1 protein-coding gene is annotated in these 223 nt (G+C 66.8%); it reads left to right on the top strand.

Features of this window, described 5'->3' with window-relative positions:
• Positions 1-223: 2-oxo acid dehydrogenase subunit E2 (locus FY036_RS00010; protein ID WP_201744654.1), on the top strand; the 223-nt coding region annotated here is incomplete at both ends.

Below are 223 nucleotides of genomic sequence, written 5' to 3'. Positions count from 1 at the left end.
GCAGGTGCCCGACGCCAACGTCTCGTGGACCGAGGGCGGCATGCTGAAGCACAGGCATGCCGATGTCGGCGTCGCCGTCTCCATCCCGGGCGGTCTGATCACGCCGATCGTCCGCAGGGCCGACGAAAAGACGCTGTCGGTCATCTCCAACGAGATGAAGGACCTTGCCGCCCGCGCGCGCAGCCGCAAGCTGAAGCCTGAAGAATACCAGGGCGGCACGACG

The organism is Neoaquamicrobium microcysteis (assembly GCF_008180155.1).
GTDB classification, from domain to species: Bacteria; Pseudomonadota; Alphaproteobacteria; order Rhizobiales; family Rhizobiaceae; genus Aerobium; species Aerobium microcysteis.
This window is presented reverse-complemented; position numbering and strand designations above follow the sequence as displayed.